18 protein-coding genes are annotated in these 15,544 nt (G+C 71.1%); all 18 read right to left on the bottom strand.

Annotation, left to right across the window (positions count from 1 at the left end; translation table 11 throughout):
• Positions 1 to 20 precede the first annotated feature (20 nt).
• The 18 genes from QK440_RS12480 to QK440_RS12395 all read right to left on the bottom strand — a co-directional run bounded on the left by QK440_RS12480 (position 21) and on the right by QK440_RS12395 (position 15,366).
• Positions 21 to 1,142, bottom strand: a complete 1,122-nt coding sequence (locus QK440_RS12480; protein WP_282793126.1) for a DnaB-like helicase N-terminal domain-containing protein — start codon at positions 1,140 to 1,142, stop codon at positions 21 to 23.
• On the bottom strand, positions 1,142 to 2,380 hold the full coding sequence (locus tag QK440_RS12475) for a DNA cytosine methyltransferase (protein WP_282793125.1): 1,239 nt from the start codon (positions 2,378 to 2,380) through the stop codon (positions 1,142 to 1,144). Before QK440_RS12475 ends, QK440_RS12480 begins: the two co-directional genes overlap by 1 nt.
• Entirely contained in the window at positions 2,377 to 3,249 is an 873-nt protein-coding gene (locus tag QK440_RS12470) for a hypothetical protein (protein ID WP_282793124.1), read from the bottom strand. Before QK440_RS12470 ends, QK440_RS12475 begins: the two co-directional genes overlap by 4 nt.
• 100 nt (positions 3,250 to 3,349) lie before the next feature.
• On the bottom strand, positions 3,350 to 3,517 hold the full coding sequence (locus tag QK440_RS12465; protein ID WP_282793123.1) for a hypothetical protein: 168 nt from the start codon (positions 3,515 to 3,517) through the stop codon (positions 3,350 to 3,352).
• Positions 3,514 to 4,344 (bottom strand): hypothetical protein, encoded by an 831-nt coding sequence (locus tag QK440_RS12460; protein WP_282793122.1) that lies wholly within the window; start codon positions 4,342 to 4,344, stop codon positions 3,514 to 3,516. Before QK440_RS12460 ends, QK440_RS12465 begins: the two co-directional genes overlap by 4 nt.
• Positions 4,345 to 4,361: 17 nt before the next feature.
• Complete coding sequence (locus QK440_RS12455) at positions 4,362 to 5,114, bottom strand: hypothetical protein (protein ID WP_282793121.1); 753 nt, start codon at positions 5,112 to 5,114, stop codon at positions 4,362 to 4,364.
• Positions 5,115 to 5,465: 351 nt separating this feature from the next.
• On the bottom strand, positions 5,466 to 7,262 hold the full coding sequence (locus QK440_RS12450) for a type IV secretory system conjugative DNA transfer family protein (RefSeq protein WP_282793120.1): 1,797 nt from the start codon (positions 7,260 to 7,262) through the stop codon (positions 5,466 to 5,468).
• Positions 7,263 to 7,298: 36 nt separating this feature from the next.
• On the bottom strand, positions 7,299 to 8,087 hold the full coding sequence (locus QK440_RS12445) for a DUF317 domain-containing protein (protein WP_282793119.1): 789 nt from the start codon (positions 8,085 to 8,087) through the stop codon (positions 7,299 to 7,301).
• Positions 8,088 to 8,092: 5 nt separating this feature from the next.
• Positions 8,093 to 8,698, bottom strand: a complete 606-nt coding sequence (locus QK440_RS12440; protein ID WP_282793118.1) for a hypothetical protein — start codon at positions 8,696 to 8,698, stop codon at positions 8,093 to 8,095.
• 73 nt (positions 8,699 to 8,771) lie between these two features.
• Complete coding sequence (locus QK440_RS12435; RefSeq protein ID WP_282793117.1) at positions 8,772 to 9,608, bottom strand: DUF317 domain-containing protein; 837 nt, start codon at positions 9,606 to 9,608, stop codon at positions 8,772 to 8,774.
• A complete protein-coding gene (locus tag QK440_RS12430) occupies positions 9,605 to 9,934 on the bottom strand; it encodes a hypothetical protein (RefSeq protein WP_282793116.1) in 330 nt (109 codons plus the stop codon). The genes QK440_RS12435 and QK440_RS12430 overlap by 4 nt, the downstream gene beginning before the upstream one ends.
• 37 nt (positions 9,935 to 9,971) lie before the next feature.
• Complete coding sequence (locus tag QK440_RS12425) at positions 9,972 to 10,781, bottom strand: DUF317 domain-containing protein (protein ID WP_282793115.1); 810 nt, start codon at positions 10,779 to 10,781, stop codon at positions 9,972 to 9,974.
• Positions 10,778 to 11,167, bottom strand: coding sequence for a hypothetical protein (locus tag QK440_RS12420; RefSeq protein WP_282793114.1), 390 nt, complete (start codon positions 11,165 to 11,167; stop codon positions 10,778 to 10,780). The genes QK440_RS12425 and QK440_RS12420 overlap by 4 nt, the downstream gene beginning before the upstream one ends.
• Before the next feature lie 551 nt (positions 11,168 to 11,718).
• Positions 11,719 to 12,462, bottom strand: coding sequence for a hypothetical protein (locus QK440_RS12415; protein WP_282793113.1), 744 nt, complete (start codon positions 12,460 to 12,462; stop codon positions 11,719 to 11,721).
• A 396-nt stretch (positions 12,463 to 12,858) separates the two neighbouring features.
• Positions 12,859 to 13,053, bottom strand: a complete 195-nt coding sequence (locus QK440_RS12410; protein ID WP_282793112.1) for a hypothetical protein — start codon at positions 13,051 to 13,053, stop codon at positions 12,859 to 12,861.
• Positions 13,054 to 13,203: 150 nt separating this feature from the next.
• A complete protein-coding gene (locus tag QK440_RS12405; protein WP_282793111.1) occupies positions 13,204 to 14,109 on the bottom strand; it encodes a hypothetical protein in 906 nt (301 codons plus the stop codon).
• Positions 14,106 to 14,465, bottom strand: a complete 360-nt coding sequence (locus tag QK440_RS12400; protein WP_282793110.1) for a hypothetical protein — start codon at positions 14,463 to 14,465, stop codon at positions 14,106 to 14,108. Before QK440_RS12400 ends, QK440_RS12405 begins: the two co-directional genes overlap by 4 nt.
• A gap of 214 nt (positions 14,466 to 14,679) precedes the next feature.
• The gene (locus QK440_RS12395) at positions 14,680 to 15,366 is read right to left on the bottom strand and encodes a hypothetical protein (RefSeq protein ID WP_282793109.1); all 687 of its coding nucleotides are present in this window, start codon (positions 15,364 to 15,366) and stop codon (positions 14,680 to 14,682) included.
• Positions 15,367 to 15,544 lie beyond the last annotated feature (178 nt).

Raw genomic sequence — 15,544 nt, 5'->3', positions numbered from 1 at the left:
GTCGGCCCGGGCCGGGGTTTCTAGCGGGTGGCTCGGACGGGGAGCGGGGCGGAACGCGGGGTTGGCCCGGCCCGGGGGGCTGCTGGGGTGCGGGCTGGGTGGGCGGTGCGTGGCGTGGCCGGGGCGGTGGCTTGGTGCCAGCGGGAGCGCACGGCGGTCAGCTCGGCCAGCGCCCGTCGGCTGCCGGTGATCAGCTGGTGGGAGCTGTTGGCCGGGTCGTCGGTGAGGGCGGCGATGCTGAGGGCGGCGGTCTGCGCGCGGCTGAGCAAGGCGCGCTCAAGGACCTTCTCGCCCCAGTGCTCGGGGGAGGCGACCGGCGTGGACAGCAGGGCCAGCAGGTCTGTGGAAGTGGTCCCGTGGGTGAGGAGGCCGTGGTGCTGGGCTTCCCAGAGCATGGTGATCGGGTCGACAGGGTCGCCGCGATGGGCGAGGGAGGTGAGGCACTGCCATAGCGCCGCGTGCAGGGGGAGCGCGAAGTCCTCGGGTACGAGCCAGCGCATCTGGCCGGTGTCGGCGGGGTGCGCGGTCGCGGTGGCGATCAGGAGGCGTTCTTCGTCGAGGGCTTCCTTGGCGGTGTCCCTGGCGGGTGCCGGCGGCAGGGCGGTGCGCGGCAGGGAGCCGGGGTGCGGGGCGAAGCGGCCGGAGAGGTCGTCCAGGAACTGGGCGAGGGCATCGGCCTGCTGGACGGTGGCCTGCGCGCGGTGGGGCAGGGTGGTGTCCGTCGCGGTCTGGGCCAGGCGCTCGGCGTGCAGGCGCAGGCTGCGGCGGGCGTGGTCGGCGCGGATCATCCAAGCGTACGCGGCCGCGTGGCTCGGCCACGAGCAGAGCTGGATGAGGGTGTGCAGGTAGGAGGCGGTCAGCCCCGGAGCATGAGGCCGGGCTGCGTCCAGGACGGTGTTCAGCCAGGCCGGGCTCGCGCGGTGCTGCTCGGCCTTGGGGGCCGGTGCCGAGCGCATGGCGCGGAACAGCTCGCCGTACGTGTGGCTGGAGAAGTGGCCCGGCTCCAGTGGGCCGATCTCGTCGAGGCGGTGGGGGTCCAGCAGAAGTGCGCCGAGCAGGCATTGTTCGGCGTAGTGCACCGGTGGGGGCGAGGGAAGGGCGTCGAGGTCGTCGTTTTCGTCGTCGGTGGAGGGAGGGGGCATCAGGCGGCCAGGGTGAAGTCGTCGGGGGTGAGGGTCTTGCCGAGGTGCGGTGCCAGCAGGTGGGCTGCGAGCCGGGGCGGGACGGCGTTACCGACCTGGCTGAAGACCTGGCCCTTGTTGCCCTGCCAGGGATAGTCGGCGGGGAAGGTCTGCAGGATCCCGGCCTCGGCGGCGGTGATCCGGATCGGATCCGGGGCCGGGAGAGGGCCCGGCGGCGTGGTGGCGACCGGCTCCGCCTGCCACACGCACTCGTTGGCCCGGTGTCCGAAGAACAAGGTCCCGGCCGGCTCATCGATCGTGCGGACGGTGGCGTTGGCCTGGTTGTTGCTGCGCAGGCTCCAGCGCCATGCCGTGGGCGTCGCCTGCGCGGCGGGGTGTTCGGCGTGGAGGGCTTTCGCTGCCCGGCCATCCGCCACAGAGCCGGCCGAGTTGGCGGGCGGGTGCGGCTTCCAGGTGCCGCGGTCACGGGCGTCGCTGAGGGTCTTGCGGGAGCCGGAGGGGAACGGCTCGGGCCCGCCCCCGGGGCCGCCCCCGGCGCACACGGTCGGTACGGGGCGGTCGGTGGCGCCCCAACCGAGGGCCTCGGCCATGGAGACCCAGCGGGCGCGGCCCGGCCCGAACAGCGACTCGGGCTCGGCGAGTTTGGCGTGCGTGGGCGGCGGAGGCTCGGCGGTACGGGCGTGGGAGGCGAGCAGGATCGCCCGCCGCCTGGTCTGCGGCACGCCGTAGTCGGCCGCGTTCAAGATCCCTGTCCAGGCCGAGTACCCCCAGGTGCGCAGGATGGCGGCGTACTGGCGCCACAGGGGCAGGACGTCGGGGACTTCTTCCATCGCGACCCACTCCGGCTGGCCGTGCTGGTGCAGGGCGCGCAGGTAGCGCATGGGTTCGGCGGCGAGCAGGGAGCGTGGATCGCGGCAGGAGGCATGCAGCTGTGCGCGGGTATCGCGGCCGGTGGCGAGGTCGGCCACGGCCTGGTGCACCAAGGGCTGGTCGACGAGCCCGAGGCGCTTGCCGGCCATCGACCATGCCTGACACGGCGGGCTCGCGATCAGCCCAGTGATCCTGCCGAAGAACGGCCACAGGGGGTAGGCCGCGACATCAGTGCGGATCGTCAACTGCCCTGCAGCCACCCGGGTTTTGCACGCCCACTCGTCCCATTCCAGGCCCACGTCCCGTACACCGAGCAAGGTCAGGGCCTGGCTCCATCCCCCGGGGCCAGCGAACAGATCAAGTATCAAGAGGCCAGCCCGAAATCGCCTGGAACCGGCTCGACTTCACCGCGGCAGGCCCACGGGGAGCAGCCGTCGATGACGCCCTCTTCCAAGGTCTGGGCGTCCGCTTCGGCGTCGCCGAGTTCCTGCTGCAGGGCGGCCCATTCGGCGGCGGTGACATGGTCGATCGGCGCCTGGTCGAGCGGCACGCGCGAGCGGTGCAGGAACGCCTCGCCCAGCAGCCGGTTGCCGGTGGCGTTGGCGCGGGCGTTGCCTTGCCGGATGGCCGCGTCGAAGGCCACCACATCCGCCCACTCCTGCGGCGAGGAGTCCCGGATGGATCTCCACTGCGCGTTTCCGTGAAAGGGACATCCAAGGCAACTTGATTTCGGGGTGTCGGTCAGCCCGAGTGACGTCAGGTACCGGACGCAGTCGGCTCTTGACCAGCCCATGTCGATGAGCGGATGCCGGTTGAGCATGTATTTGACGTCCGAGTCCTTGGCCCGGTGGAATTCATCCGTCGAGATGCCGACCCACTGCTCAACGAAGACATCTCTGGGGATGCGCGCCGGATAGGGGTAGCCGAGGAGCTGACGCACCTGCTTCTTCAATGGCTTAATTTTGTACTCACCAGTACATTGGCGCCTGGTCATCCCAGGCTTGCCGTCCTTGTTCAGTATGTAGAGCGGCATGGAGGCGAAGCGGTGATCGGGGTCGAGTGCGTCCTCTCTGATGTTCCCGGAAGAGACGCGCAGGACAGAGATTCCGGCCGGAGCGGCTATCTCGCGCTGCAGTCGGTCAAGATGCCGATAAACGTTCTGCGGTTCCCATCCGGTATCGGCGAATATCGCGTAATCGACCTTGGGGAGGATGCCCTTTGCGGACAGGGCGAGCATGGCGCTGGATTGCACTCCAGCGCCTAGAGAAATGCACCGGAAGGCGGGAGATTCGGAAATGGTGCGTCCATGGGGAATGAGGTTGGGGAGAAAGGAAGGCTCAGCGCCGCAGGGCTGCCGGGGACGGCGAGGCGGGTAGCGCGAGCACCGGTGTGACGGCCAGGGCGGCGCGTGCCGGTGCGGGGAACCGGCCGATGCCGTCGGCGAGTTCGCGCACCGTGCTCGTAGCGAAGAGCCGGTGTGAACCTTCGAAGGTGCATTCCGTCACCGGCGCACGCCCGCAGTCGCGGTGGGTCTGGGTGCCGGCATCGCTGTGGTGGTGAGGGTGCCGGTGGGGCGGAACTGGGCGAGGGCGCGCTGCCCCTGCTCGGTGACCGTGATGTCCTGGCCGACGAGCAGCGACTTGCTGGTGTCGGTGGTGACGAGGCCGCGCTTGACGAGGGCCCGGAAGGTGGCGACGGTGATGGGGGACCCGTCGTGGGCCATGACTCGGGCCACGCCCTTGCGGGTACCTTCGCAGAGCTGTCCACCGCCCTGAGCCAGCGACTTCAGCGCCGCGTGCTGGGTGGCATTGAGCCTGGCCACGGCTTGTGGCGGGTGGGATGACGCGGTTGGCAGGCTGCGGCTGATGCTGGTGGCGAGGTAGTGACAGGCAGCCGCCCCCACATCGAGCTGGTGGGCGGCGTCCTTGAGGTGGCTGTTCATGCGGGGGATGGCCTCGGTGTGGCGTGCCGCGCGGGCCTGGGCATCGTCAGCCGGGGATCCGTCGAAGGGCGCGCCCTCGTACGGATTGGCGGAGAGGGCCTCGGCGAGGTCGGTGCAGGCCAGGGATGCGCCAGCGACGGTGGCGGACAGGGCCTCCAGCGCGGCGCGGCTGCCGGTGATGCTGGTGTACGTGCTGTCGCCCAGGGCCGTCAGGTGCCCGAGCGCGGTCGCGGTCAGCTCCTGGGCCGCGAGCAGAAGCGGAGTGATCGTGTGTAGCGCGTCGGTGCCAGGGGTGTAGGAGAGGTCGAGCACGCGGTCGTGGAGTTCCTCGAAGCTCTGGGCTAGGGAGCGGAGTTGCTGTGACTGTTCGTTCAGGCCGGGTGGGGGCATGGGGCTCCGGGAGGGGTTCAGCGGCCTCGGGCGGCCGTCCGCGTACGGGGCGCGGGCCCACGGGAGGGGCCCGCCGTGGCGGCTGGGGGCAGGGCGAGGACGGTGGCCAGGGCCGTGACGCCGGCGGGCGTGAGGTGCACGCGGTCCTGCGGTGGTCCCCCGATGTATGCGGGGGCGGCGGACTTGGCCTTCCGCGCGATGAGGTCCTTGGCTTCCAGGGACCGCAGCGTGCTGATCAGGAGGCGTGCCGTGCGGTGATGGACGTACCGCCGGTCTGCGGAGCCGGTGACCACAACGTGGCCGCGGGCGATCTCGTGCAGAGCCGTGTGCTGCGCGTCGGAGAATGATGCATCGGGCACTGCGGCGTTGCTCCAGCGCCGTCGCCGCATCTCACCGGCCACGCGCGTCGCGCTGTCCAGGACGGCCTCGGGGGCCAGCGCGGTCAGCTCGCGCGCCAGTTGCGGGCGTTCGGCTTCGGATGCCGTGCTGAGGTAGGCGAGCTGTCTGAGCCGGACCATGGCGTCGGACAAGTCCGCGCTCTCGTAAAGCTGTTGGTCGTCGACCGCCTTGATGGCGTACAGCGTTTCGGAGGTCAGCTGCTGCGCGGAGGTGACGTGCGTTGCCGGATCGGGCTCGGCGTTGTCGGCGAGCACGAGGTCGAGCAGATCGTTGTGCTGGGTGTAGCGGTCGGCGAGGGCAAGCAGACGCTCGACGGGCGTTGGCGGTGGCGGCACCTCGAACAGCAGCTCAGCGGCGGGAGGGTGGGTCATGTCCGGGAGCGGTGCCGAGGGGCGGTTACCGAGGACGGCGCCGGCGCGGTAGCGGGCTTCGGCGGCTGCTCGGCTGGAGTGTTCGGCGCCGCTGCGAAGGAGTCGAGGACGGCGGCAACGTCCGCGATGTGCCTGGTGCAGGCGAGAGCCTGCTGGTCCGTTGCGGTGTGGGTAATGGCCCGCAGCGTGACTTCGGGCTCGCTGTTGCCGCACTCCAGACAGCAACGGTGGCGGGGGTTCCAGTCGTCGGGGACATCGTGGATCTGTGTCATAGGCGGTTCCAGGTGTGCTGACGGTCGGTGCGGGATGGGCGGCGGGTCGCGCCGAGCTGAACGAGGGAGAAGGCGGGTTCTACGCGGCGGTGTCGAAGTCGGACTGCTTCGGGGTGGCCTTGGCGACGGCCCGCTCGGTGATGCCCTTGGACGCGCGGGCGGAGGCGGCGGACAGCTCGTCGGCGCCGGGCTCGAGATACCAGGGGCGCAGGTCGAGCATGGCGGCGCGCATGCCGGTCGCGAAGCACAGGGCGGTGCCCTTGGGCAGGGCGCGGATGGCGTCGGCGGCCAGGATCCGCTCCTGCCGCATCGACACCGAGGTGCTCTTGCCCGACTCCGAGTGCGAGGTGGAGGTGGTCTCGACGTCGTGGTCGCCGATCAGGCGGGAGAGTTTGTCGGCGAAGTCGGGGTCGTCGATCCCGGACCCGATCACCTTGATCGTGGAGGCGGACCACATGGCGTCCATGCCCGCGTCCCCCCACACCTTCTGGCCCTGGCGGTAGGACTGCAGGATCGTGATCGGGATGATCCCGCGGCTGCCGAGGTGGGAGTACAGGTCTGGCAGGTCGCTGATCTTGCACACGTTCGCGGCCTCATCCAGGATCGCCAGCATCGGCGGATCCAGGCGCCCGCCGGCGCGCTCGGCCTGGGCGGTCGCGGCCCGCATCACCGAGTCCGCGCACGCGGCGATCAGGGCGCTGGCTCCGCCGCCGCCGTCCTTGGAGAGCAGGTACAAGGTGTCGGTCGAGGTGACGAACGCCTCCGGCCGGAACTCCTCGACATCCTTCTGCGGCGTCACCCAGGCGGCGATCTCCGAGTTCAGCAGCGCGGCGGCGTACTGCCGGGCGGTCTCGTAGATGCCGTCGCGGGTCTCCGGCGGCCCTTCGACGGTGCCCTTGAGCTGGGAGGCGACCGCGGTGAAGCCGTGGTCGCGCAGGATATCGAGCGGGGTGCGGTCGGCGGGGAAGGCCAGCCACTGCATCACGTCGGTGATGGGGCGCTCGTCCAGAGCAGCGGCGAGGAACAACTGGGAGAGGATGTTGGATCCGGCCTTCGACCAGAAGTCGCCCTGTTGGGAGGCGTCGACCGAGGCGGCGAGGAAGTGCCCGGCGAGCCTGCCCGCCCCGTCGAGGGTCTTGGCGGTGGCCAGCGGGTTCCACCACATGGTGCGCTCGGCGTGCGCGATCTGCTGCGGGTCCATCGACCAGGTCCGGCCGACGGCCGCCCGCGCGTCGAGCGTGGCGGTAAAAGCATCGCCCGCTGCCTTGTTGGAGGTCAGCAGCACCGGGCCGGGCGCGTTGAGGATGGAGGGGATCGCCAGGGAGGTGGTCTTGCCGGAGCGCGGCGCCATGATCGCAACGGCGACGTCCTCGTACCCCATGCGCACCTCGCACTTCGTCCCCTGGAGGTTGCCGAGGAGGATGCCGGTGTCGTTGGCGTCGATGTGCTTGGCGTCTTTGAGGCTCGGGCGCAGCGAGCGGGCCTTGGAGGTGATCGCCTTGGACAACAGCGGCTCGATGTCGGTGCGCTTGGCCATGCCGTCGATGCGCTTCTTGCGCCCGCCGCCGGTGCCCTTGTGCCGCTGGTAGGGCACGGCGGCGGTGATACCGAGGGCGAGCAGCACGGCGCCGGGCAGGATGCGCGCGCCGACCAGCAGGGACGTTTCTCCCAGGTCCGGCCAGAGCTGGTCGGGGTGCAGGAGGGCCTGAACGGGCTGGTAGGGGGCGTCGGGCCCGGAGTCGGTGGCCCAGGCGGTGATCTGCCCGCCGAGCCAGGCGAGATTGGACAGGGGGACCGCGATGGCGATGGCCCCAAGAAGGATCTTGAAGGCGATGTCCGTGGCGTCGGTGGACTGGCTGGGGGAGGGCTGGGGCAAGAGGGCGGTTCCAGAGGTGAGCGGGGTGTCAGCCGGTCAGCGGGCCCGGCGCTGTTTTCGCACGTGTGGTCCGGGGGTGGGTGTGACCGGTGGCGTCGGGGTGCTGCGCTGGGCCAGGGCGGTGGTGCGGTGCTCCAGCGCGAAGGCGACGCTCTCGGCGCTCACCCGGCCGGTGGTGGTGCGGCCGTGGGTGGCTGCCAGGTGCGGGACGCGGTGCAGTTCGCGGACGAGGGGTGTCTCGTCGGCCAGCGCTCCGAAGAGCGCGGAGACCAGGTGGGGCGGGGTGTTGTTGTCCATGTAGGCGCGCCAGAGCGTGGGGAGGTGTGGTACGGACGTCTCGACGACCCATCTGGTGGTGCGGTGTTCATGGACGAGACCGGCGACGCGGGCCAGACCGTCGGGAGAGATCATGCTCTCGATCGAGGTGCGACCGTCGTGGTGGCGGGGAGCGTGCCAGCCTGCCGCGCGCAGCGTCTCGTAGGGGTCGTCGGGTGCGACCGGTGGTGTGGCGGGGTCGGTGAGGGCGTCGGTGACCGCGGCGATGATCTCGACCGGTGTGTGGGCGTCGAAGGTGGCCGACCAGGCCCGCTGGTCGCCGTGATGTGCGTGACGCAGGGTCCACCACGGTTCGGCCGGGTCCGGATCCGGGGCGATGCGCAGCTGGGCGAGCTGGTCCGGGCTGGTCAGGATGACCCGGGGCACGAGCGGGTCCTTGGCGGTGCTCCAGCGGCAGGCGCGGTGGAGCGGAACGGTCACCCAGGTCGGGTCGCCGAGGCCGGCGAGGTAGCGGGGCGCGACCAGCGCGATGTCGATGTCGTGCGGCACGCCGGTCACCTGCGGGCCACAGCGGACGGCGCCGCGGCCGGGGCCGCCGGGCGGACGTGCGCCTGGGCTGAGGTCAAGGCCGGTGAGCGGGGCGGGAGGTCCTGCGCGGCGGTCTGGATTTCGAGGAGAGCCTTGCCGTGGCTGGCCCAGTCGTCGAGGTAGGACCAGGCTTCCTCGTTGCGCTCGGCGAGCGCGTCGTCGTACGCGAAGCTGCCCGGCCGGGCGGTCGGGGGCAGTGCGTCACGGGCTTCGAGCCATTCCTGCTGCAGCGCGCCGAGCTGCTTGAGGGCGTAGTTGAGGACGCCGAGTTGCCAGGGCCAGCGGGACTGGAGGTGCGCGGGGTTGAGCTGCTGCACTTGTACCTCGGCGGTGGCCAGCAGTTCCTTGGCGAAGGAGCGGACGCGGTTGAAGGACCGCCAGGTGTCCGCGTCGCGTTTGACGGCACGACGGCTGTGCTCGTCGTCGTCGAGGGGCCAGCCGTCGAGGTCGCTGTGCTCCTCGCGCCAGGCGTCGAAGTCGGCGAGGATCTCCTCGCTCTCGCGCAGGAAGTTGGCGAGCTGGTGCAGGCGCTCGCGGTGAATCTCATCGGGGGCGTGGGCAGTTGGGGACAAGAGCGCTCTCAGACGAAGGATGAAAACAAGAGGGGGGCGGTGAGCCGGGCGGGAGTACTGCCGCCCGGCTCGTTCAGCGGGCCCGGCCGGGGGCCGCAGCGGCCGGTGTGGCGCGGGGCGCCGGTGAGCCCGTGGTGAGTGCGGCCGTGCGGCGGGCCTTGCGCGCGGCGGCACGCATCGCTTTGAGCCGCACCTGGGGCGCGTCGGCGAGCTGCTCGCCCTGCGGGCCGCGCTGCTCCTGGGTGACCAGGTGGGAGTGCGGCACGTCGTACATCGCGCGCTGCACGGGCTTGGTGTCGGTCAGGGCAGTGGTGAATGCGGCGATCAGGTGGGGCGGCATCTGCTCGTCGAGGTAGGCGTGCCAGATCCGGTGAAGGCCACCGCCGCCGCCTGGCACGGCGGCCTGGGCCCGCCAGTGGAAGGTCTCGCCCGGCTCGACGGACCACCGCTCCAGGCTGAGGATGCCGTCGGGGTGGCGCGCGAGTTCGTTGCCGTGTCCGTCGCGCTGGTAGGACCAGCCCGCCGCGGTCAGCGGCGACCAGATCGGCGGCGTCTTCTCGGGAGCGGGCTGGAGCAGCGCGTCGGTGAGGTGGGCGAGGATCTCCACGGGGGTGTGCGCGCCGAACTCGGTGTACCAGCGCCGGCCGTCTTCTTCCTGGCCGCGGATGCGCCACCATGCCCCGGAGGGCTCGGGGTCGGGCTCCAGCACCACGGTGTGCCGGTAGGCGGGGCTGACCAGCAGGACGTGGGGGAAGTCGGGGTCGGAGCGGTTCGCCCAGCCTGCGGTCCGCAGTGCCTGGGTGATGTGCCGCGGGTCGCCGCGCCCGGCCAGGTGGCGGGGCTGAGTCTCGAACCAGATGGTGCCGTGCGGAAAGTTGGCGCGGGTGGGCAGGTAGGGGTCGGGCGTCACTCCGGGGCGCCGGTCTGCGTATGCAGCCGCTGTACGTCCCAGTGCAGAACGTGCCAGTCCGTGACCTCCTGGGCGGCTTCACGGAAGGCTTCCATGATCAGGCGGGTTTCGTCGGGCACGGGGAACGCGGCCTGCTGGCCGACGAGGTGCTCGGTGCAGCGCAGGGCATTGCCGAGCAGGATCGGGACGCCGTCGTCCTCATCGAGCAGCGGCAGGACGTCGTCGAGCGGGGGGTGCGTCCGCAGGTAGGCGGCGAGATCGGCGGGGGTGCTCGTGGCTTGACGGACCTGCTGGGGGGTGGGGGCATCAGGTGGGTGGTGGGGCAAGGCGTGGGCTTTCGGTACGAGGCGAGGGGGCAGCCGGTCAGTGGCGGGCGCGGGAGCCTGCCTGGGCGTACGGGCCGGCGGTGGGCGTCTGGTGTCGGGGCCGGGTGGAGGCCCAGGAGTTGCGGGCCCAGGTGGCGGTGCGGGCGGCTCGGACACGGGCCTGCTGCCAGGCGGACAGCTCCTCGGGCCGCACGGAGACGGAGGTGGTGCGGATGCGGGTGGAGGGCGGCACGTGGCCGCGCGGGCGCATGACCTGCTGCGGGTCGGCCAGCGCGGTGCTGAACGCCTGGACGAGGTGCGTCGGCGTGGAGGCGGTGAAGGAGGCGTCCCAGATCCGGCCGTGCTCGTTGCGGGCTCCGGCCCACCACAGCGCTTCGCCGGGCTTGGACTGGTGGAACTGCATCCAGGCGCCGCCGTCGGGGCTCATGGCGGTGAAGTGCTGGCCCTGCTCGGTCTTCCAGCGCTGTTCCTGCAATGGTGCCCAGGCGTTGGGGGCGTGCGCGGAGCGGGGGCGGGTGAGCGCGTCGGTGAACCCGGCGATGATCTCCACGGGCGTCTGGCGGGTGAAGGTCGCGTGCCAGGCTTCCTGGCCGGGGCCGGCCTTTCCGGAGATCGTCCAGCCGCCGGGCTGGGTGAAGGGGTCGTATCCGATGCGGACGGACTTGTCCGGGCTGTCGAAGACCAGTGGCCCGCCGGTCTTGGACTTGTCGTTCCAGCCGGAGGCGCGCAGGAACTCGCTGACGTAGCGGATGTCGCCGCCGCCGGCGAGGTAGCGGGGCTCGACCAGGTAGTGCTGTTCGGCTTGCTGGGCGCCGGGGCTCCAGCCGGTCCGCTGCTGCTGTTTCACCGGCTCCTCCGGACGACCATGGCGGAGGCGACGGGCTGGGGCGGCAGAGTGCTTGCCGTGGTGGGCGGTGTCCCGAGCTGCTTGAGGGCATCGGCGTGCTCGTCAAGATCCATGCCGACGCTGTGCAGTTCGTTGGAGGCACGGCCCATCGCGAGCCAGACCTCGGGCGGGAGCATCCCGCGGTGGGCCTGGTTCTGGGCGAACCGGGATCCGGTGCCGACCAGATCGGTGACCCGGGTCAGGATGCCTTGCTCGGTGTCGAGGACGACGCCGAGGATCTCGGCTGCCTGGTGCGGGGTGGCCCGGTCGAGGTGGTCGTCCAGGGTCTTGATGAGGTGGGCGATGTCCTCGGCGAGGCGTACGGGGTAGGACGACAGGTCGGTCATGGGCCTCCTGTGGACGAAGAAAAAGGGACGGTCAGCTGCGTCGGCCGAGGCGGCGGGCTTCGCTGAGGACGCCCTCTGGCTGGCCGCCGGCCAGGGGGACGGAGCGTTCGCGGCTGCCGACAGCGACGGCGCGCAGGTAGCGGCGGAACAAGGCAGCGGCCAGGCGCGGGTTTCTGCTGGCGGTGATGGGTGGGGGTGTGCGGTCGGGCGCGGGGATGTGCGGTCCCTCCGGGCGGCGGGGCTGGCCCCCGCAGTGGGGGCCAGCCAGGGCGGTCGCGGGGAGCGGCGGGAGCGGTGGCCTCCCGCGGCGAGTGGTGTCGCCGGGGCCGTGGCCGGTGGCGGAGGCTGGGTAGCGGCACGGGCGGCTTGGGAGGCGGTGCCCCCAAAGACGGTGTCGATGGCGATGCGGTATCCGGCGCCGGTCAGCAGCGGAACGGCGCGGTCAGCCGCTGCTCGTCGTCGGCTCTGTTGCCCCGGAGGAGAGCTTCTCTCTTCATCTGCGGGCTATCGCCGCCGGACAGGCGACGTCGGCTTGCCGTCTTCCGAGTTGCTCATCGCGTACGGACCGCGGATGCTGCTGTCTGGTGCGGGGCCGCGACGGGCACCGTGTTCAGAGCGGGGGAGGTCCGCAGGGGCTGGACGGTGAGGCCGACGCCGAGCTGGGTCAGCTGTGCTGCGGCGTTCTGGATGGCGGCTGCCTGCGCGGCGGTGTCCCCGCCGGGCAGCACGAAGGCGTCCTGGTCCTTGTCGTACACGCAGCCCTGGTCGAGGAGCACCTTGACGGCATCGGCCCGGTCCGGCTTGGAGACGTGGAAGTCCCGGCCGCTCAAAGTGATCACCACGAGTTCCGGCGGCGGCGCCGGGGCGAGGCGGGCGGCGTTGTCGCGGACCTGGATGAGGGCCTTGTCGTAGCGGGGGAGCAGGTTGGCGGTGATATCCGCAGCGGCCTGGACCGGATCGTCGGGGACGACGATCCCGTCGGGCTCGCGCACTGAACGGAAGGCTTCGGCAGGGATGTCGGCCGGGGCGATGGCGCCGACGAGAAATTCCTCGCCTCTGCGGGGGCGCGTGATGACGTACAGGCGTGCGCCGTCGTCGCGGGTGAGGACGGCGTCCTGGTCCAGGACGTGCTCGGCGATGGCGTGGGTGACCAGGTTCATGTCCCAGACGTGTTCGGCGCGGTCGAACTGGTCGGGGTACTGCGCGTGCCTCAGGTGCTCACTGCTCCAGTTGCCGGGGAGTTCGTCGGCGAGAGCGGTGGCGAAGGACGCGAGATCAGGGGTGGGATCGTGCATGAGTTCCTCGGGGATGGTGGTCAGCGCCGCCGCCCGGCAGGGGCCGGGGCAGCGGGCTGCGAGTTGGGTGTTGTGGTGGTCCGGGACGGGGCGGGTAGCCGCAGACGGCGGAGGCTTCGCGCTCTCTCGGGCCGACTTCTGCGCTGCGCACGCTGCGCTGCGGGTGCGGCTCGCAAGGTCGGCGTGGACGGCGGCCAGGTCCGCTCGGATGACGTCCAGGCGGCCTTCGACGCGGTGGCGCAGCCGGGAGGCGGTAACGATGTCGGATGGTCCGCCAAGGCATAGGTGGAATTCGGTCGTTGCCGCGAGGACATCGTCGAGGGCGGCCAGGACGCCGTCGTGGACGGCGGTGAGATCGGTCAGCGCGTCCGCGATCTCTTCGGTGCTGGTCGCCTGTCAGATGCGTTCGGTCTGGTGGGCGGTGGAGGCGCCGAGGGGGAGGCGGTGCGGTTCACGCAGTTCGGTCTCGAACGCCTCGTCGCAGGCGACGTGGTACCGGACGGCGCGCAGCCGCGCCACGGCTCGGGTGGCGAGACGTTCCTCCTCGGCCTCGTCAAGGCCGGTGGGCAGCCGGTGGTAGTGCTCGTGCACGCGGACGGCGGGGATGAAGCCGGTGCGCTCCAGGATGCTGTGCGCTTCCGGGGGCGCCGCCGCGGGCGAGGACTTCGCCGGAGTGCACGTCGCGTTGCAGGGGGCAGGTAGCGGTCCGAGATGGCCAAGGGCAGGGCTTTCTCGCGGTACTCAGCGGGAACGGCGCGCGGGCGCCGGGTGAGGTGCGGCAGGCGCGCGGGTGGTCAGGCCGACGCGCTGGTTGGCTCCGGGCAGATCCGCGGCGGCGGCTTCCAGATCCCGCTGGATGCCGTACAGGCGCCGGGCGATCCACTCCAGCCGGTGTCCCGCTGCGGGGCCGTAGGAGTGGGGCAGCTCCTCCAGCCGGTAGACGGCCCGCTCAACCAGGCTGCGCACCGAGGCGATCGGGCCGCTGGTCTCGTCGGCGAGCTGGCACATCAGCGTGGCGAGCTGCGCGGCCACCGCGGACGGGGACTGATCTGCCACCGGCCTAGGCATGGCGAGGTGTTGAGGCAAAACATGCGCGGTCAGCGGGCGCCCGCCACGAGGCTGGGTGGAGACAAGGCCCATGTCAACTTCGATCAGGCGGCACTCGTTGCGGAGAGCTTCGTGCACGGGCCACGGCTGTCGGGCCCGGGTGCCGTCGTCGCGGATGGGGTTGGCGATCACATCGAGTCGACCGGGGCGGGCCTGCAGGGCGACGACCCAGCGGCATGCGTGTTCATCTCCGGTGGGTGCGAGGCCGGTGACGCGGGTCAGCCGCTGGGCGATCTCCGCCCACTCCGGCGGGCTCAGTTCCCGGTCGGCGGGGTGCAGCCGGACCGCCATGTGGAAGATCTCGGGATCGTGGCCGTTCGGCCCGGCAGCGTAGGGGTGGAGGGACTGCGGCGCGAGGAGGTACTCCTCCCAGTCGGCGAACATCCACTCCTTGGGGCCGCCCTCGGCGATGCTGGAGTCCAGGGAGGCGCTGGCCACCACGAGTTCACCCAGAACGTCCTGTTCGGCGATCGGACGGCCCAGGGCGGCGGAGAGCGAGACGGAGGGGAAGAACTGCGACTCGCAGATGAGCGGGATCATCGGCCGTCCCGGGCATCGGCGATGTGCACGAGCTGGTTCAGCACGGTGGTGGAGTACCAGCCGCAGTCGACCTCGGTGCCCGCGTCGGCGAACTTCGGGATCAGGTAGTCCTCCAAGGCGCGCAGGTAGATGAGGCAATCAGGGCAGCGCCGCGAGAGGTGAACCAGGTAGCGAGGGTGGGCGGTGACGAAGGTCTGCTGCCCGCCGTTGGGATCGCGCAGTCGCCAGCCGTCCTCGTCGGTGAGCGTGTGCCAGGACGGGGTCACCACCGTCATGGCATCCCCCCACAGCTCCCCGCCGGCCACGCCCTTGAGGACGACGACCTGGTCACCGGGCCGGAAGTGGCCATGGGGCATATCCCTGTCGGGCGTGAGGACGTCCTCGGGAACGTACGGTGGGCGGGCGGCTTGGGGCACAGCAGGGGTTCTTCCACGAACGGCACGGGGGTGGTGGAAGGACAATGGTCCGGAGGATCCCCGGTTTCGCTAACCGGGGATCGTCGGGTATTTAAGGGCGCCTTATCTGCCGGGACCCGATGCACCGGTAGCCGGTTTCACCGGCGCCGGATTTTCAAGCCTCGGCGGTCCCTGGTGAACCGGGGGCTGAAAACCCGGCCCCGGTGATACTTCGGGGCCGGGCAGGGGCGGGGGGGCAACGACCGCGACGCCTGTCCGCCGCGTTCTTCACGTCGCGCACGTACTTCGGGGTGACATCGCCCAGCTTGCCGATGCGCTCCGTGGACCAGCCGTACGGCTCCTCGGTCAGCGCCAGCGCGGCGTCCTGGAGGAACGGCATCGCGGCTTTCCTGCGGGTGGTGGCGACCGACACCGTGGCGGCGAGCGACGGCAGCCGCGCGGCCTTCTCAGCGTTCAAGCGCGGCACACCGGCCTGCTGGGCGGCCACGATGCGCTGCTCGGGCGTCATGCGGGCGCGGGGGTCACCACCAGGGTTGATGTTCGCCTTCGGGTCGCTGGTCAGGGCGATGCGGCGCATCTCGACATACGCGTTGTGTGTGATGCCGAGGACCGTTTCCAGGCCGCGCACCCCGTCGTAGAACCACAGCGACAGCGCAGCCTGGTTGCGCTTCTCGGAGTGGGCGGTGATCTCCAGGTCGGCCTGCTGCACGATCTCGCACGCCCTCTTGAATTGGTCGTCGGGCCGGGCGATCTTGCTCAGCTCCTGCTGGACCTCGCGCGTGGCCTCGGCGCGCAGCATCTCGTGGTCGGGGATCGTGAGGTTGTGGTGCACAGCGGGCATGCTGGCCTCCGTCTGGACGGGTACCGTGCCGGTGCCGGCGAAGGCTGGGGCAACCCCATGCCGAACGAACCAAGGTAGTACGGCGAGGGGCACGATCTTGTCGCCGTGAGAGGGCGGTTCGTGAGGTGATATCCGTTGGGTGTAGCTCATTCTGACTGAGAGGGCAGTTCTGGTCTCT

It is taken from the genome of Streptomyces sp. CC224B, assembly GCF_030010595.1.
GTDB lineage: Bacteria > Actinomycetota > Actinomycetes > Streptomycetales > Streptomycetaceae > Streptomyces > Streptomyces longispororuber.
This window is presented reverse-complemented; position numbering and strand designations above follow the sequence as displayed.